Source organism: Cohnella zeiphila (assembly GCF_014212055.1).
In the GTDB taxonomy this organism is placed as follows: Bacteria; Bacillota; Bacilli; order Paenibacillales; family Paenibacillaceae; genus Cohnella; species Cohnella zeiphila.
On the sequence record NZ_JACJVO010000010.1, the window covers coordinates 116,196 to 141,137 of the forward strand.

A 24,942-nucleotide genomic window follows, 5' to 3' on the forward strand; every position below is an offset into this window, starting at 1 on the left:
TTACTTCACCGAGTTGTCGGCGAACCACATCTTGATCTCGGCTTCGTTCTTGGAAGCCCAAGGGGCGTCGGCGACGACCAGCTTGGCGTTCGCGTCGCGGTCCGGCTTCGCCGTTACGCCTTGAATGCTCGGCTCGAAGTAGCTTTCGTCGCCCTTGTCGATGAGAGCTTGCTGCGTCTTCGGGTCGAGGAGGAATTCGACGAACGCTTTGGCCGCGTCCGCGTGCTGCGTGTTCTTCTGAATGGCCGCCACCCGCACGGAGCCCGGCGATCCGTCTTCCGGCCATACGATATTGATCGGCGCGCCGCCGTTCTTGTACGCATACGCGTTGCTCTCCTGCAGCGCGGCCACTTGAATTTCTCCGCCCTTCAGCGCGTCGGTCACGTTCGGATTTTTCGGATAGACGTGAACGCCGTTCTTAATCAGGCTGCTGAAATAGTCCTTGCCGGCATCCATGCCGAGCGATTGGAAGAAGTACGCGACGAACGGGTAAGCGGGAGCCGCAACGGCAGGATCCGCCATCCCGACCATGTTCTTGAACTTCGGATCGGCCAGGTCCTTCCACGTCTTCGGCGCGCTCGCTTCATCGAACTTGCCCGTGTTGTACACGATGACGCCGGCGGCGTGCGTTCCGGTCGGGTAGTAGCCTTGGCTGGCGGGCACGAATTTCTTCGCGAAGTCGGTCAGCTTGTCCGCTCCCTTCGGCGCCCATCCGTCGAGCAGCTGGCCCGACTCGTCGAGCCCTTCGATCGAAGGCATCGAGTCCATCCAGACGACGTCCCAATGCGGGTTGCCCTTCTCGGCTTCGATGCGGGACATGATCTCGGCGCCGTTGCCCGAGACGATGTTCAGCTTGTAGCCGGTCTGCTCCTCGAACATCGGCTTGACGATGTCGTCGAAATCGTTCAGATACACGGTCAGCGTCTCGCCGTTGCCGTTGGCGGCGGAAGGAGAAGCGCCGGCGTCTGAGGCCGACGGAGAAGCGGAAGCCGACTCGGACGCGGGAGCCGTGGAAGCGGCCTCCGTGGATGCCGGAGCGGACGAAGCGCCCGCGTTGCCGCCGTTGCTGCCGTTGTCCGAATTGCCGCATGCGGCTGCGACCATCGTCAATCCGAGCAGAGTGGCCGCCGTCAGCGCGCGGTTGTTGCGAATTGGATTCATCGGTGATATCCCCCTAGCGATCATTTGGTATAGCTTCACTTTAAAGGGGGATTGTCAGCGGAACGTCAGCGGAATGATAAACGGAAGTTAAACATTGTCTATGTATATTGATCATTTCATAGATGTTATCTATATTGAAAATGAACAAGCATCCGGGAGGGGGAACAACGTTGAACGTTCAGCAACTGCGGGTTTTCCGCCAGGCGGCGGCCTGCCGGACGATGACCGACGCGGCCGAGTCGCTCGGGCTCAGCCAGCCGACGGTCAGCTTCCATCTGAGGAAGCTGGAGGAGGCGCTCGGCGTGGATCTGCTGCGCCGCAGGTCCGGCCGGATCGTGCTGACCGATGCGGGAGAAGAACTGCTACCCTACGCCCGCAAAATATCCTCGCTGTTCGAGGAAGCGCAGCAGCTTATGCGAGACTACAAGGAATCGGGAAGGGGCAAGCTGCGGATCGGCGCCAGCTATACGCCGGCCACCTATTTCCTGCCCGCCTATCTCGCCGAATTCCAGCAGCGGTTCCCCCGCACTATTCCGTTGCTCACCGTCAAGCAGGCGGGCGATGCGCTCGGCCTGCTGCGCGGATGCGAGATCGACGTCGCCGTCGTCTCCTTGCCGGAACGGGTCGAGTCCGACCTCCACATCGTGAAGCTGGCCGACGACGATCTGAAGCTGGTCGTGCCTCCTTTTCACCCCCTGGCTTCCAAAGCCGTCGTCGAGTTGGACGATTTGAGCGGGGAAGCGTTCCTCGTGCACGAGCCGGGGTCCACCTCCCGCGAGCTGTCCGAGCAGTGGGCGATGGAGAACGGCTTGCGCTGGAACGTCCGAATGGAGCTCGGCGCCATCGAGACGATCAAGGAGTCGGTCAAGCACGGCATGGGCATCGGCATCCTTCCCTGGCGCAGCGTCATGAAGGAAGCGGCGGAGGGCACGCTTGCGATGAGGGATTTGCCGGGAAAGGTCCGGCTTCGGACCATCAGCCTGGCGTACCGCAAGGAGGACGAGCTCGTTCCCCAGGCATCTCAGTTCATCTCCTTCATCCGGACCAAGCTCGGCGTCTGATAGGCGAGCCAAGTCTCGGGAACCGGGCTTTCCATTTTCTTTTGACGTCCCCTATGGTAGACTTTACCTAAACGGATCTCCTCTCAACGCTTTCGCTTGGGAGCCGAGGTCCTCTTTCTTTTTAAGGAGAATCATCCCTTTGTTCAAACGTTCGATCGGATCCGGAAAATGGAATATGGCGGTGTGGCCGATCTTATTCGTCGTCGTCCTGACCGTTTCTCGTCTTGCTTGGCTCTCGGCGTTTCATCACGAGCAGACTTGGCATGCCGTAAAAGGGCAGCTGGATTTGCGGGAATGGAACGCGGCGGACGGGGGCACGATCTCGCTGGACGGACAGTGGGCGTTCTACCCCGGCTCCTTGCTGGCCGATTCGCAAGAACCGCAGGGCCGGGCGGCGCCCGATTATGTCCAGGTTCCGGGCGGCTGGAACGATTCTTTGCGGGCCGGAGCCGACAGCCCTTACGGGTACGGTACGTATAAGCTCGTCATTCGGGTCGATCCCGGGAAGGATTACACCTACGCCATTCGCCTGACAAGCGTCCGCAGCTCCTCGATGCTGTACGTGAACGGCCGGCTGCTGGGCCAATCCGGACAACCCGCGGCGGACAAGAAAGACTATTCGCCCGGGAACAACCCTTATTCCGCCTCCTTCACCCCCGATCGCGACGGCGTGATCGAGATTGCGGTCGAAGCCGCCAACTATGAGGATCCTCGCGACAGCGGCATGATCCGTTCCGTCCGATTCGGAACCGAGAACGCAGTCGACCGGGAATCCCGGCTGTCCATGTCCATGCAGGAAATGGTCGCCGTCGTTTTCCTGATGCAGGCGGTCTACGCGCTCATTCTGTTTCTGGCGGGAAGGCGGGAGAACAGTCTTCTCTACTTCGCCCTGTTGGCCGTATTCGCGATGGCGAACAATTTGCTCGGAAGCGAAGAGAAGCTGCTGTCCTTCTGGTTCCCCATCGGATACGCCTGGAGCTTCAAGCTCGTTTATTTCGCCTTGACCGGCGTCGCCTTCTCCCTGCTTCGATGCGTGGCTTCCCAATTGCCGGCATCCTGGCGCAGAATCGTTTCGTGGCACGCGGTTCTTTGCGGGATTGCCGGAGCGCTCGCTTTGCTTCTGGATACCCGCCCGATCATGCAGCTTCAACCGTTGTTCGTGGCGACGTTCGCCATTTCGGTCGGGTTGACCGTCGTCGCCCTGTTCCGCGCCTCGGTCCGCAATCTTAAAGATAGCGTCTCTTGGCTGTTGGCCATTCTCGCATTTGCGAGCCACCTGGTCTGGTTGGAATACTATCTCGTTACCAGCATCAAGGTGGTCTATTACCCGTTCGATCTCATCGCTGCGATGGCATGCTTCGCGTCCGTCTGGATCCGGCGTTATTTCCAAGTGCATTCCGAAACCGTAAAGCTCGCGGACAAGCTTCAGCGGGCCGACAAGCTCAAGGATCAATTTCTGGCCAATACGTCGCACGAGCTGCGAAATCCGCTGCACGGCATCCTGAACGTGTCGCAAGCCGTATTGGAAAGAGAGCAGCGCCTGCTTCGTCCGGAAAGCGTCAAAGATTTGGAGACGGTCTTGTCGGTAGGGCGGCGCATGTCGCTTATGCTGAACGACCTTCTCGACGTGATGAGTCTGCGGGAAGGCGCGCCCCGGGTGCAGCGAAGCAGCTTTCGCCTCCAGTCGATCGCCGCCGGCGTGCTGGATATGTTCCGCTTGATGACGGAAGGAAAGCCGGTGCGGCTGACGAATCGGATTCCGGACTCGTTCCCGCTCGTCTTCGCGGACGAGAACCGCGTCATTCAAATTCTGTTCAACCTGCTTCATAACGCCGTGAAATTTACGGCCGAAGGGGAAGTGACGATTCAAGGGCACGTTCGGGACGGCAAGGCGCATATCGCCGTATCGGATACCGGAGCCGGCATGGACGAGGAGACGATGCGCCGCATGTTCGAGCCATACGAGCAGGGCGATCCCGACCGGACGATGATCGAAGGAGGCTTCGGTCTCGGCCTGAGCATCAGCAAACAGCTGGTGGAGCTGCATGGGGGAACGCTTCGAGCCGAATCCGTTCCCGGCCGAGGGACCGAGTTCGTATTTACGCTGCCGCTATCCGACGTCCCGGATGACGCGCGGAAAGAAACGGAAATATCGGCGTCCGATCCGGCGCTCGCCGCGGCTGAGGCAGCGGCCGCTTCCGAAGTTTCGGGCGGCTCGAACGGCCCGGCGGAACCGGGCGCCCCTCCCGACCTTCCGCGAATTCTGGTCGTCGACGACGATCCGGTCAACCTGAAGGTCGTCGAGTCGATTCTTTCGCCGGAGCGGCTCTACGAGACGAAAACGGCGACCAGCGGCAAGGAAGCGCTGGCGATGTTGGACGAGAGAGAATGGGATCTCGTGGTGGCGGACGTCATGATGCCCGGCATGTCGGGCTACGAGTTGACGCGCTCGATTCGGCGGCGGCATTCGGTCACGGACCTTCCCGTTCTGCTGCTTACGGCGAGAAGCCAGCCCGAAGACATCGAGAACGGATTCCGGGCCGGCGCCAACGATTACGTGACGAAGCCGGTGGACGCGATGGAATTGCGGTCGAGGGTCAAATCGCTGACCGATGTAAAGCAATCCGTGCGCGAGAGGCTTCGCATGGAGGCCGCTTGGCTTCAGGCCCAGATTCAGCCCCATTTCTTGTTCAACGCGCTCAATTCGGTGGCCGCCCTGAGCGAGGTCGATTCGGATCGGATGCGCAGCCTGCTCGAAGCGTTCGGTCATTTTCTGAGGAACAAATTCAAGCTTCACCGGATGGATGAACTGATCCCGGTCGAAGAGGAGCTAAGCATCGTCCGTTCTTATCTGCACATCGAGAAGGAACGCTTCGGCGACCGGCTTCGGATCGCGTGGGACATCGACGATACCGCGCAGCTGTCGCTTCCGCCGCTCACGATCCAGCCGTTGGTGGAGAATGCCGTGAGACACGGAGTGATGAAACGCGCCGGCGGAGGGCGCCTGCTGATCAAGCTTGCGGACTTCGGAACGTACGCGGAAATCGCCGTTGTGGACGACGGGGCCGGAATGGATGCGGAGACGCTGCGGCGCGTTCTCGCCGGCGAGTCCGCAGGCAAGTCGGGGATCGGACTGTCGAATACGGATCTGCGCTTGAAAAGACGGTACGGGCAAGGCCTGCAGATCAAAAGCGAGCCGGGCCGCGGAACGTCCGTCTCTTTTGTCGCTACGAGTAGTGCCGGCGGGACCGTTCGGCCATCGAACCGCTGAGCCGATAAACGAATATCCGCAAAGGCTCGCTTGGTTGTCCGGGCCCTGCAACCGTTAGCGCCGGCCGCAGGTTGATTGCTCGGTTGTCTGGGCCCTGCAATCGCTCTGTTCCGCCGCTAACGAAACCTCACGTTCTTATTCGACTCCGCAGAAGCAGGTTTACGTTTTAAGGAAACTGAGCGACGTTATTGGCCCCATTAGGTCGGAAAAACAACAGCTATCCGTCTCATAAGGTTCATACGTTTCGTTACGCCCGCCCATCCTTTGGTTTTGCCGGAATAGCGCCGCTCAGTTTCGTTAGCGTCTCGTCCGCGCCCGAAAGCGCAGTCCTCCGAGCGCGACGCGTCTTCGGTGAGCCTGTACAGTAACCGGCCATCGAAAACGACGCGGAACGCGCATGCCAACGGCGATTTTCACCTATGGCGCGTGGCGCGGCATTCGGTACTCGGCCCGACAACAAAGGCGGTGCGAGAATTCGTTCTCGCACCGCCCTTATCTAATGCAAGCATCCGTCTCTACCGGTCGTCGTACCGATCGTCGACTTCCTTGGCGAGCTTGCGGTACTTCGTCGTCTCTTCCGCCACCGGGTCGCGTTCCGACTGGATGCGGACTTCCCAGCGGGGCGACAGCCGCGCCACCGCTTCCTGCTCGGGCGCTTCGCCGTCCATCGGCCCTTCGGTCAGCCGTTTGGCCAGCTCGGCTTCCGCTTCGGAAAAGCTCCCCTCGTCCGCAGACGTCCTCTCGCCCTCCGGCATCCGATTCGCGCCGTCGTCACGCTTCTCTCCGTTCGCCATGCGCATCGCCTCCTTTGCCCGATAGGATGAGCATCGGGCTGCGCGATCATGTATTCCGAGCCGGCTAAGCTTTGGCCAGCTCCTTCAGGAAATCGGCGTGAATATGGCCGTTGCTGGCGGCCACGTTGCGGACGCCGAGATGATACGGATCTCCCGACTGGTCCGTGACCGTGCCGCCCGCTTCTTCCACCAGCAGCGACCCCGCCGCCAGATCCCAGGAGTTGAGCCCGATCTCCCAGAAGCCGCTCAGCCGTCCGGCCGCTACATAAGCCATCTGAAGCGCGGCCGAGCCGGCGGTGCGAATATTGCGCACTTGCGGGGCCATCGTCTGGATTTGCTTCAAGTTGCGCGGGAGCGCCACCTGATGCTCCGCCGGAAAACCGGACCCCACCAGGCTCCGGTCCAGCGTTGTCTCCGCCGACACTTTCATTCTCCGGCCGTGCACATACGCCCCCTTGCCCCGCTCCGCAACGAACAACTCGTCCCGCGAAGGGTCGTAAACGACGCCCACGATCACTTTTCCTCGGTGAGCCAGCGCGATCGACACGGTAAAGAACGGAAAGCCGTGCACGTAATTCGTCGTCCCGTCAATCGGGTCCACGATCCATAAATACTCTTCCGCGCTTACTTTTTGCAACGCTTTCACGGATGCCTCCGGACCGGGCTCCACTCCCTCTTCGCCCAAGAACGAATGCTCCGGAAAATGGGTCCCGATCAAATTGCGGATCAGCCGCTCGGAGCCCTTGTCCACTTCCGTCACCAGATCGTGCAGAGAAATCTTCAAGTCCGGCTCCGCCACCTGGCCGATCCGGCTCTTGATCCACTCCCCCGCCTTGGAGGCGCAGTTCACCGCAACCGCCGTGAAGCTTTTGCCGCCGATAACCGCCTCGTTGTCCGTCATGAACATCCCCTCTGATTCCCTGTATATTCAGGCCTCGTTCGTCTGAAGTTGGCCAAGCCATTCTCCTCAATTATACGTCGCCGGAAACGACGCGGTTCCGGCTTTGTCCCATTTCCTCGACTTTTCGTCATTCGCTCAGGCCCTTCACGATCAAGTAGATCGCCACCAGAAGCAGCGTCGCCCGCAGCAGCCACATCAGCTGTTTCCCCGTCAGCCTGGAGGCGACGATCGCGCCGATCCGCCCGCCGACGATCGCTCCGGGAGCGAGCGCGAGGAACAAGGCCCCGTCGATATTGCCGTGCCAGAGATGCACGCCGCTCCCCAGAACCGACGACAGGAAGATGACGAACATCGATGTCGCCGTCGCCACGTGAGGAGGAAAGCGGAACAAGATGACCATCAGCGGAACGAACAGCGAGCCGCCGCCGATGCCGAACAAGCCGGAGGAGAGACCTACCCCCGCTCCGATCAGCAGGGCGGACGCCAGATTGTAGCCGTACTCGTACCGTACGCCCTGGCCGTCCGTGAACGAGCGCCGGATGCGCCACTGAATCCGAAGCGGCTTCATCCTCTCGCGGACGACCATCAGCCCGAACATCGCGAGCATGAAGATTCCGAACGACAGCTGAAACGGTCCCTGCGGAATCTTGTTCGTGAGCAGCGCGCCCGCCATGGCGCCCGGTCCGCTGGCGGCGAAGATCAGCCATCCGGAGCGGAAGTCGACTTTGCCTTGCTTCTTGTAGGTCCAGGTCGCCGTCATCGCCGTAAAGATCAGAACGGCCAGCGAAGTTCCGACCGCATGCTGGGCGGAGATCGTCTCCCCGAACAGCGACGGGCCGAGCAGCACGAGCGAAGGCACGATCACGATGCCCCCGCCCAGCCCGACGATGCTGCCGAATACCGCCGAGACGGCTCCGATCAATACGATGCAAGCCCAAGCCAACACCATCAAGTTCGCATCCTTTTGTCGGAAAGCCGGCCGTCAGCCGCCCGAATTCTCTCCGAAAAACATCTCATGGGCCAACGCCGTTTGAACGCGCGCTTCCTCCTCGGTCAGCCGGCGCACCAGCTCCATCTCGACCTGCGTGACTTCTTCCCCCTGAAAGTTGATCTCCGCGATGGACGCGAGGATCTTGACGATGGCGACCGCCTCGTTGTTCGGGGTGTAGGCGATGACCTTCTGTCCCGTCGGGAATACCCGGAACTGCTTCTTGACCATTTTGCCGCGTCCGTATTCGAGCAGCTCGTAAAGCTCCTGGTCGGATTTGAATTTGCATACCGAATTAAACTCGGTTTGAAATCCCATTCTCATACCTCCGCCTAAGCATTTGTTGCTATTATAAGGCAGCCTGCTCCCGCGCGCAAAAAGAAATCGGCTTCCGCGCCCGGCCCCAAGGCCGTGCGGACGCCGACGAAAATTTCGAACGCGCCAAGGCGAGCGGCGGTCCGCTCATTCCGCGGACGGCTCGCCGGTGCCGTAATCGATCGACTGCTTCTCCTCGAATCGTTCGATGCCCAGCCGAATCAGAGTGTCCAGCAGCTCCCGGTAAGGCACGCCGGATTCCTGCCACAGCAGCGGATACATGCTGAACGGCGTGAATCCCGGCATCGTGTTGACTTCGTTCAGGAACAGCTTCCCGTCGCTTCTGCGCAGGAAAAAGTCGGCGCGGCACAGGCCCGACCCGTCGATGGCGAGGAACGCGCGAACGGCCATCTCCCGCGCCTCGTCGGCCGTCTCCGGCGGAATCTCGGCCGGAATGACCATGACCGACTTGCCGTCGACATACTTTGCCTTGTAATCGTAAAATTCGTTCGAGCTGACGATCTCCCCCGGCACGGAAGCGCGGGGCTCGTCGTTGCCGAGCACGCTCACTTCGATCTCGCGCGCGTCGACGAACTCCTCGACGATCACCTTGCGGTCGTAGCGGAACGCCTCGTCCACGGCGTCGATCAGCTCCTGCCGGTCGCGCGCCTTGGAGACGCCGACGCTCGACCCGAGGTTGGCCGGCTTGACGAAGCACGGATAGCCGAGCGCCTCTTCGATGCCCGCCAGCTCGGCGTCCCTCCGGCGCCGCCACTGGAAGCGCGTGAAGTGACGATAGCCGACCTGCGGCAGCCCCGCTTGGGCGAACATCGTCTTCATCGCCGCTTTGTCCATGCCGACGGCGGAAGAGAGCACGCCCGCGCCGACGTACGGCAGGCCGGCCATCTCGAACAGCCCCTGGATCGTGCCGTCCTCTCCGAACGTGCCGTGCAGCAGCGGAAACATCACGTCGACGGCCCGGCTTTCCGGCGCAGCCGCCCCTCCTTCGGCCGGCGCCGCGAGTTCGGACATTCCCTGCAGTACCGGCAGCAGAGCGCCCCCATTGCTCGGGGCGTCCGCCGCTCCGGCACCGCCGAATTGCAGTTCCGCCACCGCCGCCGGAGGCGCCTCCAGAAGAGGACCGGAGCGCCACTGCCCCGTTTTCGTAATATAAAAAGGAACGATCTCGTATTGGCCGTAATCAAACGATTTGAGCACCGCAAGCGCCGTCTGCAGCGACACTTCGTGCTCTCCCGAGCGCCCGCCGTAAACGAGGCCGACGCGTACTTTTTGTCCCATGGATGTCCTCCGGATCAACGATGAAGTCAAATGAATGAAGGCAAACGGTGCCGCCGGGCGTTAGAACTCGTCGGCAATATGATAGAACCGGTACCGGGTCTGTTCCGTCCAGGCGTAGGAATCGCGGTAATCCCAATAACGGTGCCGGCTGGGAACCGTATTCGCGTTGACGAGCGGCATTCCGTCCGGCGTGAACGCCGTCACGACCGTGTTGTGCTGGTACAGGCCGGTTCCGCTCCAATCGTAGCAGATGACGTCTCCCGGCATCAGATCTTTGGGCGACTCCATCGCTTCCGCGCGCAAACCGTAGGAATGAGAATAAGAGTGAGAAAAGTACGATTGCAGACCGTTCGCCACCGCCCAGCTGTAGCTCCACAGCTCGCGGCCTTTGTCGCGGCCCCGATACCACCAGCCCGCTTCCCTTCTCCCAGTATAGTTCATCGGCGCTCCCCCTGCAAAGATGCACTGGGAGACGAAATTCGTGCAGTTGACTTCGAATTCCTCGTATTCGGGATTCGGCCGATCCCACCACCGATCCGCGTAAGCGGCCGCTTCCTCGCGGCGGTACCGGGCCGCCCGCTTCGACGGATCGAACCATCCGTCCCCTCTCCCCGCCGCCGCTCCCGGCCCCGCGTAAACCCGGGATTTGAACGACTGGGTCGCCGCCGGATTGAGATAGGGGACGGAAGGAATGACCGCGTGCTCGTAGCCGACGAGTTCCTCCGCGTCCCCTTCCGGCTGCCAGGCTTCCGCCCGATTCTCCGTCAGAAGCGGCTCGATCCGGTCGATGCGCCAGCCTCGGGAGCCGCGCACGAACGCGATTCTCTCCGTCTCCATCCGCTCTTCCTGCCATGCCCCGTAGGAATGAAGGAGGTGAAGCCTGACGTCGCAGACCGCTTCCGACGGCTTCTCGCTGCGGTGCAGCAGCCGGGCCCGGATCTCGCTGCGGACCGGCTTGACGCGGGACGCCCCTCCCCGCCGCGACAGCCCCGCCTGCCGCCCCAGCAGCCGCGACCGATGCAAGGGATCGGGCACGCGGCGGTACGAGGCCGAAGGTCCCAGCAGATCCTCCTCGTTCCTTGCGTTCACGTATTCGACCAGCGCTTCCCGCCAACCGCTTCCCTGTCCCGGCATCGGACATACCTCCCGTATGAAGCAGAATCGTATCGGTTCCATCCTATGCCGCCTCCTCGCATCTCATGCCCTTCGCCTCCTTTTCCCCGCCATGCGGGCAGCTTGGTTCCTCTCTTTCGCCGGTTTTTATCCCGATCGTCGCCTCGCCGCCGTCAACGCTTCCGAACGGATGAAGACCGAAGAACTTGTGGCAAACTACAAATCTGTGCAGCCTGGAAAAGGCGAAATGGTCTTTACGGAGAACGCGTCAAACGGTATACTTAAGCAGAAGATTGTTTTTTGAAATCGGGTTTCATTGTGCGAAACTCTATTTGGAGGTTGATGGAATTGTCTAACCTGCCTTATCAGGTTCAGGGGGACCTGCAGGCTGCCGGCCAGACGTACCGGTATTATAATCTGCAAGGTCTCGAAGATCAGGGGCTCGGTCCGGTATCGAAGCTTCCGTTCTCGATGAAAGTGCTGCTCGAAGCGGCGATCCGCCAGTTCGACGGCCGCGCCATCACGCTTGAGCACGTCAAGCAACTGGCGGGCTGGGCGAACGGCCGCGAAGACAAGGAAATTCCGTTCATTCCCGCACGGATCGTGCTTCAAGACTTCACGGGCGTGCCCGTCGTCGTCGACCTGGCCGCCATGCGCGAGACGGTCAAGAAAGCGGGCGGCGACCCGAAGCGGATCAACCCGCTCGTTCCGGTCGATCTCGTCATCGACCACTCCGTCATGGTCGACGCGTTCGGCACCCCCGACGCGCTGAAATACAATATGGACATCGAGTTCGAGCGCAACGAAGAGCGCTATCGCTTCCTGCGCTGGGCGCAAACGGCGTTCGATAACTTCCGCGCCGTGCCTCCGGCAACCGGTATCGTTCACCAGGTCAACCTGGAATACCTGGCTTCCGTGGCCGCGACGAAGAACAAGAACGGCGTCACCGAAGTCTATCCGGACTCTCTCGTCGGCACGGACTCCCATACGACGATGATCAACGGTCTCGGCGTCGTAGGCTGGGGCGTCGGCGGCATCGAAGCCGAAGCCGGCATGCTGGGCCAACCGCTGTACTTCGTTACGCCGGAAGTCATCGGCTTCCGCCTGACCGGCCGTCTGGCCGAAGGCGCGACCGCGACCGACCTGGCGCTGACCGTCACGCAAATCCTGCGCAAGAAGGGCGTCGTCGGCAAGTTCGTCGAGTTCTTCGGTTCGGGCCTGTCCAACATCAGCCTGGCCGACCGCGCGACGGTCGCCAACATGGCGCCGGAATACGGCGCGACGATCGGCTTCTTCCCGGTCGACAACGAGACGCTGAACTACATGCGGCTCACCGGCCGCGACGACAAGCAGATCGAGCTGGTCGAAGCTTATTATAAAGCGCAAGGCATGTTCCGCACGGACGACACGCCGGATCCGGTGTTCACCGACGTGCTCGAGCTCGACCTGTCCACGATCGTGCCGAGCCTCGCCGGTCCGAAGCGTCCGCAGGACCGCGTCGAGCTGAGCTCGATGAAGAAGGAATTCAACGAGATTATCCGCACTCCGATCGACAAGGGCGGCTACGGCCTGTCCGACGAGAAGATCGCGCAAAGTGCGGAAGTCAAGCATAAGAACGGCGAAGTCAGCAAGCTGACCACGGGCGCCGTCGTCATCGCCGCGATCACGAGCTGTACGAACACGTCCAACCCGAGCGTTATGCTGGGCGCGGGGCTCGTCGCGAAGAAGGCGGTCGAGCGCGGCTTGACCAAGCCGGCTTACGTGAAGAGCTCGCTGACCCCGGGTTCGCTCGTCGTCACCGATTACTTGACCAAGGCCGGCCTGCTTCCTTACCTGGAGAAAATCGGCTTCTATGTCGCCGGTTACGGCTGCGCGACCTGTATCGGGAACTCCGGCCCGCTGCCGGAAGAAGTCAGCGACGCGATCGCCGAGAACGACATGACCGTCGCCGCCGTCCTGTCCGGCAACCGGAACTTCGAAGGCCGCGTGCATGCCCAAGTCAAGGCCAACTACCTGGCATCGCCGCCGCTCGTCGTCGCCTATGCGCTGGCGGGAACGGTCAACATCGACCTGGCCAACGACCCGATCGGCTACGACAGCAAGAACGAGCCGGTATACCTGAAGGACATCTGGCCGACGAACGACGAGATTCAAGCGGCTGTGCGCCAATCGCTGACTCCGGACATGTTCCGCGCCAAATACGCGAACGTGTTCACGCAGAACGAGCAGTGGAACCAGATTCCGGTGCCGAAGGGCGAGCTGTACGAATGGGATTCGAAGTCGACGTATATCGCCAACCCGCCGTTCTTCGAGAACCTCGGTTCCGAGCCGGGCGACATCGCCGACATCAAGCACGCCCGCGTACTGGCGCTGATGGGCGATTCGGTCACGACGGACCATATCTCTCCGGCCGGCAACATCAAGGTCGACAGCCCTGCGGGCAAGTACCTGACCGAGCATGGCGTCGACCGCAAGGACTTCAACTCGTACGGTTCCCGCCGCGGCAACCACGAGGTCATGATGCGCGGCACGTTCGCGAACATCCGGATCCGCAACCAAGTGGCTCCGGGCACGGAAGGCGGCGTGACGACGTACCTGCCGACGGACGAAGTGATGTCCATCTACGACGCGTCGATGAAGTATCAGGACAGCCATACGAACCTGGTCGTCATCGCCGGCAAGGAATACGGCACCGGCTCTTCCCGCGACTGGGCGGCCAAAGGCACGTTCCTGCTCGGCGTAAAGGCGGTCATCGCCGAGAGCTTCGAGCGGATTCACCGTTCCAACCTGGTCGGCATGGGCGTTCTGCCGCTGCAGTTCCATCCGGGCCAAAGCTGGAAGACGCTCGGCATCACCGGCCGCGAAACGTTCGACATCGCCGGTCTCGGCAACGACGTGCAGCCGGGCCAGAGCGTCACCGTCACCGCTACCCGCGAAGACGGAACGACGTTCGACTTCCAGGCGATCGTCCGCCTCGACTCGATGGTCGACGTCGACTACTACCGCAACAGCGGCATTCTGCAGACGGTGCTCCGTCAAATGCTGTCGCAGCAAGGCTGATTCCCCGTATCTGCAAAAGTCCCGCAGGGAGAACGTCTCCCGCGGGACTTTTTTTCGTCAGGGCCATCTGCGCGGGCGGTGAAGCTTCGGCTTGCGGATCGTCGAACCGTTTTCCAGACGGACCCATGTTTCGAAGCCGGCTTTTCCTTCCTGCAGCCGTATGACTCTCGCCCCTCTCGGAAACCCTATTTTCCCGTAACCTTGAAAACCGGTCGCCCGGCCGTAGCAGAGCCGGATGCCGCCGAGCTCGCCCCAGTAATCGTTCGTATGATCATGCCCGCAAAAGACCCCCAGCGTCCCGCCCCGCTCCAGGAGCGCCGCATATAGACCCGAGTTGACGGGCGGACATGCCGGCTTCTCGTTGCGGGTTCCGTAGCAGGCTTGCGTTTTCCAGACCTGCTCGAATTCGGGAAACGGAATATGAAAGAAGAGAAGAGAAGGCAGCGCCGCGCCCCGATTCCGATCGGCCCGCTCGCGCGAAATCCGCCGGTACCACTCGATCTGGCTCGGACGGATCCAGTCATAACCGGGCAGCGAATCTTCGGAGGAGCGGCCGCCGCTGTCCAGGAAGACGAGCGAGTGGCTCGCCATGCCGCGGGAATTCGTCAGCGTCAGCGCGAAGTTGCCGATCCCGTCCACGTCCGAGGGACCCGACAAGGACAGGCAGCGCGGTCGTTCCCGAAGGACGTCCATCAGCTCCGCCCGGCCGAGCGCGCCCTCGTCGTCGTGGTTCCCGAATACGGCGGCCCAGGGAACGCCGGCCTGTTCGACCGCCGCCATCGCCTGCCTGAGCGATTCGGCGGGATCGCGGCAGCGGCTTCCGAAGATCAAGTCTCCCGTCAGGGCGACGAAGTCCGGTTTTTCCGCTTCGAGCACGTCGGCCATGAGCCGTCGGGTACGCAGATCCCCCTTCTCTCCGTTCTGCCAATGAAGGTCGGTAAAATGCACGATGGTGAACGTTCCGTCCGCCCTCATGCGGAGATTCGGTTCCATTGTCGCACCTCCCACTCCGTCATTGTAGCCGATGAAGCCCGGAGCTGACCAGAGAACGGATCGGAACGGCGCGAGCCGATCATCGGCACCTTTTTGTTACCGGCCGAGCAGTTGCGCTATAATGAGGTTCGGAGGTGAGCCCGGATGGCCCGGACGAATCATTGGTTGAGACGCAATTGGACTTCCATGGCGGGCGGCCTCGTCGCGATCTTGCTGATCGTTACATACTTTTGGAGCTGGCCTTACGTCATCTCCGGCCCGGGATCGGCGGAGCCCGTGCATCCGCGGGTCGAGACGGGCCATGCTCTCGACGAGAAGGGAGCGCTGCTGTTCACGACCGTAGCGACCCGTTCCCGGCCCAACGCGTTCGATCTGATCTATGCGTATTTGAATCCGCGGCTGGATATTCAAACCCAGGCCAAAGCGACCGGCGGAACGGTCAACCTGGAAGCCTACCGCAACCTGCTCGCCTGGATGAGGGACGACTCCGAGAACGGCGCGCTGATGGCCGCATACGGAGCGCTCAAGCGGGATTTGCCGGTAGAAGAAGAAGGCGTGATCGTGCAGGCATTCGTCGAAGGGTCTCAAGCCCGGGAGCGCGGTCTTCAAGAAGGGGATATCATCACGTCCATCGACGGACAGCCGGCCAAGAAGGCCGAGCAGTTCAGCAGCATCGTGCAAGCCAAAAAACCGGGCGACACCGTGACGCTGAAGGGAACGCGCGGCGGCAAGCCGTTCGAGGCCAAGGTGCCGCTCATGAAGATGAGCCCGACGGGACAGACCGGGGTCGGCTTCTATCGCGGGGCGGTCCTGAAGGTGACCCCGCCCGATCCGATCAAGTTCGATTTCAACGATACGGGCGGTCCGTCGGCCGGCCTGATGATGACGCTGGAGATCGTCGCGCAGCTGACCGGCGACGACCTGTCCCGCGGCTACCGCGTCGCGGGCACCGGAACGATCGCCGCGGACGGAACGGTCGGACAGATCGGGGGCATCCAGTACAAGCTGATGGCGGCGGATCGGGAGAAGGCCGACTACTTCCTCGTTCCGTACGTCAAATCCGGCAACTACAGCAACTGGAACGACGCCGAAGCGACGGTGAAAAAGCTGAAGCTGAAGCCGAAGCTGGTGAAAGTGTCCTCGTTGACGGACGCCATCGACTTCCTGCGCTCGCTGCAGGAGAAGCCAGGCGCGGCTGCGTAACGATAGGCGTGGGGAACAGCTTGGCGGCGTACGGTTAAGGGGCGGCTTTAGCCGATTTTCTCGGCTATCTCGGCATTGCGCGCCCGCTATGGAGCCCCGTTAGCCGATTTTCTCGGCTATCTCGGCATTGCGCGCCCGCTATGGAGCCCCGTTAGCCGATTTTCTCGGCTATCTCGGCATTGCGCGCCCGCTCCGGAGCCCCGTTAGCCGATTTTCTCGGCTATCTCGGCATTGCGCGCCCGCTCCGGAGCCCCGTTAGCCGATTTTCTCGGCTATCTCGGCTACTATCGGCCCAACCTATAGACGACAAGACCGCCAGCGGAATTTTCCCTGGCGGTCTTGTCGTTTATCCAAGCAGCGTACCCATTCGTTTCGCGGCGCCGATGATGGCGGGAGCTCGATCCTGCATGACGTCCGGCGTCAGCCGGTTCGACGGCCCGGACACCGACAGCGCCGCATGCAGCTTGCCGGAGCGGTCGAAGATCGGCGCGGACACCGCCGCCGCGCCAGGCTCGCGCTCCTCGAAGCTGGTCGCGTAGCCCTGCGCCACGATCTCCGCCAGCTGGCCGAGATACGCGGCCTTGTCCCGCTCGCTCGGCCAAGACCAGTCGGCGATCAGCGCGTCGCGCACGTCGGGCTCGGCGAAGGCGAGCAGCACCTTGCTGGACGCGCCGACGGAGAGCGGCAGCCGCGCGCCGATGGGCGCCACCCGGCGGACCGCCTGCTCGCTCTGCACCGCCTGGATGCGCACGCGGTCCTTCCGGTCGCGCACGTACAGGCTGATCGTCTCGCCCAATTGGTCGCGCAGCCGCACCATCTCGCCGAGCATCAGCACCGCCGGATCGTCCGCCCGCGTATGGGCGGACAGCTCCAGGATCCGCAAGCCGAGCCGGTACTTCTCCGTCGCCTCGTCCCGCACGACGAACCCTCTATGCTCCAAAGTCGCCAGCAGCCGGAAAACGGTGCTCTTATGCAGACCGACCCGCTGCGAGATCTCCGTCAATCCCCATTCGGTTCCCGCCGTGAAACAGAGCAGCACGTCAAGCGCCCGCTCCACCGCCCGAATCGTCGGCTTCTCGTCTTCCATTTGCTTCCCTCCAATCGTTTCACTCCACGAAACCTTGGTACACCTAGTATAACCCGACCGGCTCCGCGCGTAAATGCTGGAAGGCCCCCGTTACAGTTCGATTACGCGCATCTTACAATTCGACAAGGCTTGTTGACGCTTTCAAGTTTCCATTCTACGATGAGAATAATGAGAGTTTTATGAAAATTCATTCAACATCGGAGGCGACCGCAGATGAGCGCGACAACCTTGAGCCGATCCCCGATGGAATCCGTGACGTTCTCCGCCGCCCCCGGCACCGTCGCGTTCCCCCTCCCACTCTACCGCCGCAGAACCGGCCGCCTATCCATAGCGGTAGCTTCCGTTCTGGCCGCGGCTATGGTCATGTCCGTCGCCTTCTACGCGACGCTGGCCTGGATGTTCGCTCACCCGAACGTCGCCCCGCTTGCTTCGAACCCGATGAAAGCCCTCCATCTCGCCTATTCGGACGTTGTTTTTCCCGATGCGGACAATCGTTCCGACGTCAGCGGATGGTGGATTCCCAGCGCCGGCGCCAGCGCCAAAACCGTCGTGCTGAGCCACGGCTATGGGACGAACCGGGAAGAATCCTGGGTGTCGATGTACAACGTCGCCGGCCTGCTTCACGGCCTCGGCTATAACGTGCTGATGTTCGATTACGGCTATGCCGACGAGAAGCATCGGCTTCCGGCGACGGGCGGCGTGAACGAGTCCCGGCAGCTCATCGGAGCGCTTCAGTTCGCGCGGGCGCAGGGCAGCGACGAGATCGTCGTCTGGGGCTTCTCGATGGGCGCGGGAACGGCGCTGCAGGCCGCGCTCGATACCGACCTGATCGACGGCATGATTCTGGACAGCACGTTCATTCCCGACGCGGATACGATCTACGACAACGTCCGCCGTTACGTCTCCATGCCCAAAGCGCTCAGCGTGGAGCTGCTGAACCGTTTTATCCCGGCGTTCAGCGGCGTTCGCCTGAACCAAATTCCGGCCGGAACCGCCCAGTCCACGGAGTTCGAATATCCGGTTCTCGTCATCTACGGTACGGCTGACGACAAGGCGCCCGCCAGTATCTCGGAGAACGTGGCGGCCGCCCAGCGGAATCCGAATTCCCAACTGTGGATCGTGCCCGGAGCTTTGCACGAGATGATTTTCCGGATGCATCCCAAAGAATATACGGAAAAAACGTCCGCGTTCCTCCGGAAAATCGACGAAGCAACCGCACTGCGCCGCTCCGCCCTGGTAGAAGTGTAAGCCGACCGAGAAAAAAAGAAGCAGCCGGCCTCCCTTTCCGGGCGTGCCGACTGCTTTTTCGCTTGCTCGCTTAATCGCCGAAGCCGTTCTCGCTTCCCGCCGCCGCTTCCCGGTAAAGCACCGTCCGGTTCCGGCCGGTCTGCTTCGCCTGATAGAGCGCGCCGTCCGCCTGCCGGAACAGCGACTCCGCGTCCTCCGCGCCAGCCGGGAAAGAGGAGACGCCCAGCGACAGCGTCATCGCTTTGCCCACCGGACTGATCTCCCCTTCCGTTCTCGCGCGGATCCTCTCGGCGACCTCGAACGCCTGCTCCGCCGAAGCATAGGGCAGCAAAACGGCGAACTCCTCGCCCCCGTAGCGGCAGCAGTAATCCTCGTCCCGCTTCTCCTCCGTCATGATCCGGGCCAGGAACCGCAGCACCTCGTCGCCCTTCAGGTGCCCGTACGTATCGTTAACCGACTTGAAGCGATCGAGGTCCAGCATGATAACGGCGAACGGCAGCCGCTGGCCGATCCAGCGGCCGACGATCAGATCCATCATCCGCCGGTTGGTCAGACCGGTCAGTTGGTCGGTATGGGCTTCCCGCGAGAAATCCTCCGCCTTCTGGTTCAGCGCCCGGAACGCTCCGGACACCGCCTGGTAAAGCTCGTTCGCCTCATAATTCCAATAACGCGGCGCTTCCGGCATGTCGACCGCCGCCTCTCCCCGGTTCAAACGGAACGCCAGCTGCGCCAGCCGGTTGATCGGCGCCGCCAGCCGTCTGGAGACAAGCAGGCCGAGCAGGAGCAGAACGGCTGCGAGGGGAGCCGAGACCGCCGCCATCCGCGTAACGGTCTGACCGACGTCCGAGTCGACGCTACTCGCCGGCGTCTGGGAGACGATGCCCCAGCCTACCGCGGGCACGATCGAGAAACCGGCCAGGAAGCGGATCCCCTCCGTGTTGCGGATGGCCATCTGGCCTCCGATGCCGTTCATGATCGACCGGACGGCCGGGTTCGCGGAGACGTTCTCCCCGATCCGCTCCGCTTCCGGATGGTAGATCAGATTGCCGGAAGCGTCCACAACGTAGTAGTAGGAGCCGTTCTTGTTATCTTCCTGCTTGCCCAGAATGTTCTGGAACACGTTTTTCTCCTGCAGATAGATCGATCCTCCGATAAAGCCCGCGTAAACCCCGTTCTCATCGTACACCGGGTAGCTGGCCAGGACGATCATTCGGCCGGTCGCCGCCTTATACGGCGCCGAGATCATCGGCTTCTTGCCCGCCAGCGCCTGCTTCGCTTGCGTCGAGGTCAGCTTCTGCCCTTTGATGTTCAGAGCCTCGGGCGAAGTCGATACGACGGTGCCGCCAGCGTTTACCAGCACGACCGAATTGAAGTAAGGGACGGAGGCGCGCAGGAAGTCGATCTCCCGTTGAACGGCCGGCTCCGGCAAAGGTCCGCCCGAGATCGATTCCGACGCCGACTTCAGCGTATCCTGCATCGACAGGATGATCGTCTGCGTCGTGCGGCTCAGCTCGTTGGCGGTAATCCGGTTCAGGTCCAGCGTGTTGCGCGTGAGAGCGCGGCTCTGAATCCGGTAGCCGACCGCGGTGCTCAGCGCCAGCGTCGCGGCGACCGAGATGAAGACGACGGCGAATATAATAAAGGAGAGTCTGACCCCTCTCCCTTTTCTCCTTGAAAGTTCCATGCTTGAAAAGTACGGCACTTCCTTTCGACGATATAACGGCACGATTCGACAAAATTCGTTCTTTGCCATTTTACCATAAATCGGGCCTTCTCATATCCGGAACAACAAAATAACCGCCCCGCGAGGTCCGAAAGACCTTGCGGAGCGGCTTGCCGACAAATGGCGTTTTTTACAGGCTCCAGTCGAGCTTGACCTCGCCGCCGCTGCGGGAGGATTCGTAGATGGCGTCGATGATCAGGTTGCTGCGCAGCCCCGTCTCGGCGGACGTCCACGGCGTTTTGCCTTCGCGGACGCACTCGAGGAAGTGGCGGCTGAGGCGAACGCGCGCCCCTTCGTCTTCCTGGGGCGCGACAAGCGGAATGTCGACCGCCTGATCGAACCGCTCGGTCAGGAACTTCCCTTCGTTCCCGCTCAAGTAAGCGCCGCCCTCGGTGCCCATCAGGTGCACGAACGGGCTGCTGTCCGTATTCATATGAACGGCCCAGCTCACTTCCAGCGTCAAGGAAGCGCCGTTCTCCATCTTGATGATGGCCGTGGCCAGGTCCTCGACGTCGTAGATGCCGTTCCAGTTCGGCTTGCCCCACGTGCCGATCCCTTTCTTGCGGGGACCGAATTCGGCGTACGTCGACCCGTAAACGGACACCGGCTTCGGTTCGCCCATCAGGTGGAACGCCAGGTCCAGCATATGCACGCCGATGTCGATCAGCGGGCCGCCGCCGGATTCCGCATGCTGCGTGAACCACGTGCCCCAGCCCGGAATGCCTTTGCGGCGGTACCAGCCGGTCTTGGCCGTGTAGATGTCGCCCAGCTCGCCGCGCTCGATCTGCGCCTTCACTTGCAGCGGAAGCGCCTCCCAGCGCATCTGATGGGCGACCATCAGCACCTTGCCGGTGCGCTTCTGGGCCCGTACGATGTCCTTGGCGGCCGCCGCGTCAAGACCCATCGGCTTCTCCAGCAGCACGTGCTTGCCGTGCTCGAGCGCCTGGATGGCCAGCGGCGCGTGGCTCTTGTTCGGAACCCCGATGATAACGGCGTCCAGGTCGTCCCGGGCGATCAATTCTTCCGGTGAATTCGCCACCGTCTTGATGCCGTATTGCTCCGCGCGCTGCTGCGCCAGCGGCAAATAAACGTCCGTAATGGCCGCGATCTCGCACTCGCCCGCCAGCTTGCCGAATTCCTGCAGATGTACGTTGCCGATATTGCCCGCGCCGATCAGGCCGATGCGGACCTTGTTCGTGGATGTCATCGAATGGTAAACCTCCATTGTGGTGGTATGGCGCCGCCGATGCCGGACATGCGCATGATCCTCTTCATCATACCCCAACGGTTCCCGGGAATTCGATGTCCGATTTGGCTCTTTTTATATCCGGCGTGGGGATTCGCACAAGCCGCGACTCAGGACGGCTCCGCCCGCAACAGATGCTTCATGTCGTGACCGGACGGATTCTGGAACACCCGAAGGCCGAATTCCGGCGCCACGGCGAAGATATGGTCGAAAATGTCGGACTGCACCCCTTCGTACACGTTCCAGGCCGTATCGTTCGTGAAGGCGTAAATCTCGAGCGGCAAGCCGTTCTCCGTGGGGCTGAGCTGCCGGACGATCCGCGTCATGCCCTTGTGAATCTTGGGATGATGTTCGAGATAACGTTCGATGTACGCCCGGAATACGCCTACGTTCGTCATCGCCCGGCCGTTCGCTTTGCTGGAGCGATCGATCCCGTTTTCCTCGTTGTACCGTTCGATTTCCTTCTCCTTTTCGCTCAAATAGCCGCTGAGAAAATGAATTTGCTTGAATTTCCCGATCATATCGGGCGTGCAGAAAACGATGCTGCTCATATCCAAGCAAACCGCGCGCTTGATTCGCCTCCCGCCGGATTTTTGCATGCCTCTCCAGTTCTTGAACGAATCCGAGATCAGCGCATACGTCGGAATGGTCGTGATCGTCTTGTCGAAGTTCTGCACTTTCACCGTGTTGAGCGAGATGTCGACGATATCTCCGTCCGCGCCGTATTTGGGCATCTCGATCCAATCGCCGACGCGCACCATATCGTTGGACGTCAGCTGCACCCCCGCCACCAGACCGAGCAGCGAATCTTTGAAAATCAGCATGACGACGGCCGACAAGGCGCCGATTCCGCTGAGCAGAATAAGCGGGCTCTCGCCGATCAGATTGGAGATGACCAGAATGCCGCCGATGACGAACACGAAAATTTTCACGACTTGAATATAGCCCCGGATCGGCCTGCTCTTGGAAATCTCGAAGGTGGTGTAATAGTCGTTCACGGAACTCAGGAGGGCGTCCGACACGAGGATCGCCGCGACGATCATGTAGATGACGACGCCTTTCCCGATCCAGTGCTGGTACGACGGGAAAGAGAAGGAAAAATAATAAATGATGACGGCGGGAACGAAGTGCGAGAGCTTATGGATGACCTTCCGCTCCAGCATATAATTATCCCACTTCATTCGGTTGTTATGAATGTAGTGGGCAATAACCCGGATCACGACCTTCTTCGTAATAAAGCTGGCCAGTATGCACAACGCCGCAATCGCCGCGATCATGATCGCATTGGAAAGATAGACGGCCGTCTCGGCCCGGACTCCTAAATCGGCAAGCAGGTTTTTGATGAACTCCATACATTCCTCCCAGACACGTTTTGCTTCTAAAACTATAACAAACTTTGGCGGGAGGTTGAAGGTCGGTTCGGCAAAAGGGGGAGCGAGCCCAAACGTTAACGAAACTCAGCGGCGCTATTCCGGCAAAATCAAGATCAGCCCAAACGTAACGAAACAGAGAGACCTTATTCGGGCAAAGGGCGGCCGATTCCCTGGTGAAACTGGCAAATAAGCCTTCTAGGATTCGTTAGAACGCACTCCTCCCTCTTTTCCACCAAATAAGATCGCGTAGTTTCGTTAGAGCGCGAGACCGGATCATGCTCGGACGCTTGCACGCATGGCTTACGCCATTGAAAAAGAGAGGCGTCTTTGTCTTTGTCTCAAAAACTTTCTATGAACGCTTGAAGCTTACCCGACGTCATGTCTTATCATCAAACACGCCGGTAATGTCTCGCGCGAAAAAGGAGAGGGTCATGACACGAGGATTGGAAAGTTGGGAACCTTCCGAAATGAGCGAGGTTTTATCCAGAGACGACCCAAGGAGGACAAATGATGAACGTTGCCAAAGGAACCGAGTTACAAGCAGGCATTCGGGAATGGACGGGGCTTGCGGTGCTGGCTCTGCCCGCTCTTCTTGTCTCGATCGACCTCTCCGTCATGATCCTCGCGCTTCCGCATATTGCCGCCAATCTCGGCGCCGACAGCGCCCAGCAGCTGTGGATCGTCGACATCTACGGCTTCATGCTCGCTGGATTCTTGATTACGATGGGCACGCTGGGCGACCGGATCGGCCGCCGCAAGCTGCTGTTGTTCGGCTCGGCGGTTTTCGGAATCGCCTCGATATGGGCATCCTTTTCCCGCAGCGCCGAGATGCTTATCGGGGCGCGGGCATTGCTTGGCATCGCCGGAGCGACGGTATCTCCCTCGACGCTGGCGTTGATAAGCAACATGTTCCGCATCCACAAGCAGCGCTCCCTTGCCGTCGGCATATGGTTGACGTGCTCCATGGGCGGCATGGCGCTTGGACCGGTCGTCGGGGGCATCCTGTTGGATCATTTCCGGTGGGGTTCGATCTTCCTGATGGGCGTACCGGTCATGCTGCTTCTGATCGTAACCGGGCCGCTGCTGCTGCCCGAGTACCGTAACCCAGAAGCCGGCCGGTTGGATGGGACGAGCGTCTTCTTGTCGCTGGGAACCATTCTGCCGGCCATATACGGCCTAAAGGAAATCGCCAAGCACGGCCTGCAGATCGTACCGTTGCTGTTCATCTTGACAGGCGCCGTCCTCGGTGCGGCATTCGTGTCGCGGCAGCGCGGTCTGACGTCCCCTTTGCTGGACCTTCGCTTGTTTGCCAGCCCCGGATTCGGCGCCTCCTTGGGAGGAATGTTCGGGATTACGCTGACAGGCGCAACCATGCTCTTCGTCGCGCAGTACCTTCAATTCGTGCAAGGAATGTCGCCGCTTGCGTCGGGGTTGTACATGCTTCCCGGAGTTTTTGGTTCGATGGCCGGGATGTTCATCTCGCCGCTCGTCGCGCGCCGAATCCGCCCCGCCCGCCTTATCGGAATGGGCCTCTTGATCTCGGCAATCGGCTGTCTGCTGCTGACCCAAGCGGGGACTGAATCCCATCCCGCCATTCTGGTGGTCGGGTATGCCTTGTTTAACCTGGGCTCGGCCCCGCTTCCGAGTCTTTCAAGCGACTTGGTCATCGGCTCGGCTCCGCCCGAGAAGGCGGGATCGGCGGCGGCCATGCTGCAGACCAGCGGCGAATTCGCCTTCGCCCTGGGCATCGCGGTCCTGGGCAGCATCGGCACGGTCATTTACCGCGGCCGAGTCGCGGACGCCATTCCTGCCGGCTTGCCGGCGTCCGCGGTACAAGCGTCCCGCGACAGCTTGGCCGGTGCCGCGACCGTAGCGGAGGGCCTCCCCGAGCGGATCGGGACGGCGCTTCTCACCGGTGCCCGCGAGGCCTTCGACGGCGGGATGCACGTTGTTGCGGCAGCCAGCGGAGCGATTATGCTGGGCACGATCCTCCTTGTCGCGACGCGTCTCCGGCACGTACGGCCCATCGGAGAGACTCTCCCTAACCAAACCGAGAGGATTCCGGAAGCAGGATCGGGCGCTGCCGAAGAATCCATCTAGCATTCG

Annotated in this window: 19 protein-coding genes; 7 read left to right on the forward strand and 12 right to left on the reverse strand. The window is 61.3% G+C overall.

Annotation, left to right across the window (positions count from 1 at the left end; translation table 11 throughout):
- A complete protein-coding gene (locus H7C18_RS10170; protein ID WP_202887002.1) occupies positions 1 to 1,161 on the reverse strand; it encodes an extracellular solute-binding protein in 1,161 nt (386 codons plus the stop codon).
- 170 nt (positions 1,162 to 1,331) lie between these two features.
- On the opposite strand from H7C18_RS10170, the gene H7C18_RS10175 reads away from it, so the two are divergent.
- Both H7C18_RS10175 and H7C18_RS10180 read left to right on the forward strand, forming a co-directional pair.
- On the forward strand, positions 1,332 to 2,222 hold the full coding sequence (locus tag H7C18_RS10175) for a LysR family transcriptional regulator (protein ID WP_185128941.1): 891 nt from the start codon (positions 1,332 to 1,334) through the stop codon (positions 2,220 to 2,222).
- Positions 2,223 to 2,361: 139 nt separating this feature from the next.
- Positions 2,362 to 5,493, forward strand: a complete 3,132-nt coding sequence (locus tag H7C18_RS10180) for a hybrid sensor histidine kinase/response regulator (protein ID WP_337913265.1) — start codon at positions 2,362 to 2,364, stop codon at positions 5,491 to 5,493.
- A gap of 515 nt (positions 5,494 to 6,008) precedes the next feature.
- Here the strand turns inward: H7C18_RS10180 and H7C18_RS10185 are convergent.
- The 6 genes from H7C18_RS10185 to H7C18_RS10210 all read right to left on the reverse strand — a co-directional run bounded on the left by H7C18_RS10185 (position 6,009) and on the right by H7C18_RS10210 (position 10,924).
- Positions 6,009 to 6,287: a hypothetical protein gene (locus H7C18_RS10185; protein WP_337913267.1), complete on the reverse strand. Its 279-nt coding sequence runs from the start codon at positions 6,285 to 6,287 to the stop codon at positions 6,009 to 6,011.
- 64 nt (positions 6,288 to 6,351) lie between these two features.
- Positions 6,352 to 7,188, reverse strand: a complete 837-nt coding sequence (locus tag H7C18_RS10190) for an inositol monophosphatase family protein (protein WP_185128942.1) — start codon at positions 7,186 to 7,188, stop codon at positions 6,352 to 6,354.
- 127 nt (positions 7,189 to 7,315) lie between these two features.
- Positions 7,316 to 8,137, reverse strand: a complete 822-nt coding sequence (locus H7C18_RS10195; protein ID WP_185128943.1) for a sulfite exporter TauE/SafE family protein — start codon at positions 8,135 to 8,137, stop codon at positions 7,316 to 7,318.
- Between the two features lie 33 nt (positions 8,138 to 8,170).
- Complete coding sequence (locus tag H7C18_RS10200; protein ID WP_185128944.1) at positions 8,171 to 8,494, reverse strand: hypothetical protein; 324 nt, start codon at positions 8,492 to 8,494, stop codon at positions 8,171 to 8,173.
- A gap of 144 nt (positions 8,495 to 8,638) precedes the next feature.
- Entirely contained in the window at positions 8,639 to 9,790 is a 1,152-nt protein-coding gene (locus H7C18_RS10205) for a D-alanine--D-alanine ligase (protein ID WP_185128945.1), read from the reverse strand.
- Between the two features lie 60 nt (positions 9,791 to 9,850).
- A complete protein-coding gene (locus tag H7C18_RS10210; protein ID WP_185128946.1) occupies positions 9,851 to 10,924 on the reverse strand; it encodes an amidase domain-containing protein in 1,074 nt (357 codons plus the stop codon).
- Positions 10,925 to 10,940: 16 nt separating this feature from the next.
- Between H7C18_RS10210 and H7C18_RS10215 the strand changes: the two genes are divergently transcribed.
- Positions 10,941 to 11,207, forward strand: a complete 267-nt coding sequence (locus H7C18_RS10215; protein ID WP_185128947.1) for a hypothetical protein — start codon at positions 10,941 to 10,943, stop codon at positions 11,205 to 11,207.
- A gap of 38 nt (positions 11,208 to 11,245) precedes the next feature.
- Entirely contained in the window at positions 11,246 to 13,963 is a 2,718-nt protein-coding gene (gene acnA, locus H7C18_RS10220; RefSeq protein WP_185128948.1) for an aconitate hydratase AcnA, read from the forward strand.
- 57 nt (positions 13,964 to 14,020) lie between these two features.
- Here the strand turns inward: acnA and H7C18_RS10225 are convergent, their stop codons facing one another.
- A complete protein-coding gene (locus H7C18_RS10225; RefSeq protein WP_185128949.1) occupies positions 14,021 to 14,956 on the reverse strand; it encodes a metallophosphoesterase family protein in 936 nt (311 codons plus the stop codon).
- A gap of 144 nt (positions 14,957 to 15,100) precedes the next feature.
- Here H7C18_RS10225 and H7C18_RS10230 point away from each other — a divergent pair, with 144 nt between their 5' ends.
- A complete protein-coding gene (locus H7C18_RS10230) occupies positions 15,101 to 16,159 on the forward strand; it encodes a YlbL family protein (protein ID WP_185128950.1) in 1,059 nt (352 codons plus the stop codon).
- A 346-nt stretch (positions 16,160 to 16,505) separates the two neighbouring features.
- Here the strand turns inward: H7C18_RS10230 and H7C18_RS10235 are convergent, their stop codons facing one another.
- Entirely contained in the window at positions 16,506 to 17,246 is a 741-nt protein-coding gene (locus tag H7C18_RS10235; protein WP_185128951.1) for an IclR family transcriptional regulator, read from the reverse strand.
- A 213-nt stretch (positions 17,247 to 17,459) separates the two neighbouring features.
- Here H7C18_RS10235 and H7C18_RS10240 point away from each other — a divergent pair, with 213 nt between their 5' ends.
- Positions 17,460 to 18,494: an alpha/beta hydrolase gene (locus H7C18_RS10240; protein ID WP_185128952.1), complete on the forward strand. Its 1,035-nt coding sequence runs from the start codon at positions 17,460 to 17,462 to the stop codon at positions 18,492 to 18,494.
- A gap of 70 nt (positions 18,495 to 18,564) precedes the next feature.
- Here H7C18_RS10240 and H7C18_RS10245 read toward each other — a convergent pair whose 3' ends face one another.
- The 3 genes from H7C18_RS10245 to H7C18_RS10255 form a co-directional block, all read right to left on the reverse strand.
- On the reverse strand, positions 18,565 to 20,178 hold the full coding sequence (locus H7C18_RS10245; protein ID WP_185128953.1) for a sensor domain-containing diguanylate cyclase: 1,614 nt from the start codon (positions 20,176 to 20,178) through the stop codon (positions 18,565 to 18,567).
- 169 nt (positions 20,179 to 20,347) lie between these two features.
- Positions 20,348 to 21,424 carry a Gfo/Idh/MocA family protein gene (locus H7C18_RS10250; RefSeq protein WP_185128954.1) on the reverse strand — a complete coding sequence of 359 codons (1,077 nt, stop codon included), beginning with the start codon at positions 21,422 to 21,424 and terminating at the stop codon, positions 20,348 to 20,350.
- Positions 21,425 to 21,573: 149 nt separating this feature from the next.
- Entirely contained in the window at positions 21,574 to 22,815 is a 1,242-nt protein-coding gene (locus H7C18_RS10255) for a mechanosensitive ion channel family protein (RefSeq protein ID WP_185128955.1), read from the reverse strand.
- A 531-nt stretch (positions 22,816 to 23,346) separates the two neighbouring features.
- Between H7C18_RS10255 and H7C18_RS10260 the strand changes: the two genes are divergently transcribed.
- Positions 23,347 to 24,936 carry an MFS transporter gene (locus H7C18_RS10260; RefSeq protein ID WP_238357612.1) on the forward strand — a complete coding sequence of 530 codons (1,590 nt, stop codon included), beginning with the start codon at positions 23,347 to 23,349 and terminating at the stop codon, positions 24,934 to 24,936.
- Positions 24,937 to 24,942 lie beyond the last annotated feature (6 nt).

What these genes read in the sequence shown, in the direction of transcription:
- H7C18_RS10190 (WP_185128942.1), bottom strand. Translation starts at nt 7,188, where the DNA reads ATGACGGACAACGAGGCGGTTATCGGCGGCAAAAGCTTCACGGCGGTT.
- H7C18_RS10235 (WP_185128951.1), bottom strand. Translation starts at nt 17,246, where the DNA reads ATGGAAGACGAGAAGCCGACGATTCGGGCGGTGGAGCGGGCGCTTGAC.
- H7C18_RS10260 (WP_238357612.1), top strand. Translation starts at nt 23,347, where the DNA reads ATGAACGTTGCCAAAGGAACCGAGTTACAAGCAGGCATTCGGGAATGG.
- H7C18_RS10210 (WP_185128946.1), bottom strand. Translation starts at nt 10,924, where the DNA reads ATGCCGGGACAGGGAAGCGGTTGGCGGGAAGCGCTGGTCGAATACGTG.
- H7C18_RS10245 (WP_185128953.1), bottom strand. Translation starts at nt 20,178, where the DNA reads ATGGAACTTTCAAGGAGAAAAGGGAGAGGGGTCAGACTCTCCTTTATT.
- H7C18_RS10205 (WP_185128945.1), bottom strand. Translation starts at nt 9,790, where the DNA reads ATGGGACAAAAAGTACGCGTCGGCCTCGTTTACGGCGGGCGCTCGGGA.
- H7C18_RS10185 (WP_337913267.1), bottom strand. Translation starts at nt 6,287, where the DNA reads ATGGCGAACGGAGAGAAGCGTGACGACGGCGCGAATCGGATGCCGGAG.
- H7C18_RS10215 (WP_185128947.1), top strand. Translation starts at nt 10,941, where the DNA reads ATGAAGCAGAATCGTATCGGTTCCATCCTATGCCGCCTCCTCGCATCT.
- H7C18_RS10200 (WP_185128944.1), bottom strand. Translation starts at nt 8,494, where the DNA reads ATGGGATTTCAAACCGAGTTTAATTCGGTATGCAAATTCAAATCCGAC.
- H7C18_RS10250 (WP_185128954.1), bottom strand. Translation starts at nt 21,424, where the DNA reads ATGACATCCACGAACAAGGTCCGCATCGGCCTGATCGGCGCGGGCAAT.
- H7C18_RS10225 (WP_185128949.1), bottom strand. Translation starts at nt 14,956, where the DNA reads ATGGAACCGAATCTCCGCATGAGGGCGGACGGAACGTTCACCATCGTG.
- H7C18_RS10230 (WP_185128950.1), top strand. Translation starts at nt 15,101, where the DNA reads ATGGCCCGGACGAATCATTGGTTGAGACGCAATTGGACTTCCATGGCG.
- H7C18_RS10255 (WP_185128955.1), bottom strand. Translation starts at nt 22,815, where the DNA reads ATGGAGTTCATCAAAAACCTGCTTGCCGATTTAGGAGTCCGGGCCGAG.
- H7C18_RS10240 (WP_185128952.1), top strand. Translation starts at nt 17,460, where the DNA reads ATGAGCGCGACAACCTTGAGCCGATCCCCGATGGAATCCGTGACGTTC.
- H7C18_RS10170 (WP_202887002.1), bottom strand. Translation starts at nt 1,161, where the DNA reads ATGAATCCAATTCGCAACAACCGCGCGCTGACGGCGGCCACTCTGCTC.
- acnA (WP_185128948.1), top strand. Translation starts at nt 11,246, where the DNA reads ATGGAATTGTCTAACCTGCCTTATCAGGTTCAGGGGGACCTGCAGGCT.
- H7C18_RS10195 (WP_185128943.1), bottom strand. Translation starts at nt 8,137, where the DNA reads ATGGTGTTGGCTTGGGCTTGCATCGTATTGATCGGAGCCGTCTCGGCG.